The sequence below is a fragment of the Shewanella sp. cp20 genome, from assembly GCF_000832025.1.
In the GTDB taxonomy this organism is placed as follows: Bacteria; Pseudomonadota; Gammaproteobacteria; order Enterobacterales; family Shewanellaceae; genus Shewanella.
The window spans coordinates 1-324 of record NZ_JPII01000054.1; the positions used below are offsets into that span (position 1 = coordinate 1).

Consider the following 324-nt stretch of genomic DNA (forward strand, 5'->3'; position numbering starts at 1 on the left):
GATACCGGTGAAGACCACTTCAATTTTAGTACGCTAGTGCATGACGTCTTTCACCCTGAGTGGGCACCTTACTCCAGCCAATTGGGCGGGCGCCTGACCATAGATCGCCAGGGAGTATGGGAATATGTTATCGACACCACTAAGCCTGAGATCCAGGCATTAGGCAAAGGTGACACCTTAAAAGACCATGTCATCATCCACTCTGCCGATGGCACATCCCATACCATTGAACTGACCATCCACGGCACCAATGATGCCCCAGTGGTCAGTAGCGAAGTCACGTTAGCGCCGGGCATTGAAGATACACCAATGCGAATCTCCGCG

1 protein-coding gene is annotated in these 324 nt (G+C 52.2%); it reads left to right on the forward strand.

The annotated features are described in order from the left end of the window. Positions 1-324: VCBS domain-containing protein (locus tag DB48_RS18965; RefSeq protein WP_041511757.1), on the forward strand; the 324-nt coding region annotated here is incomplete at both ends.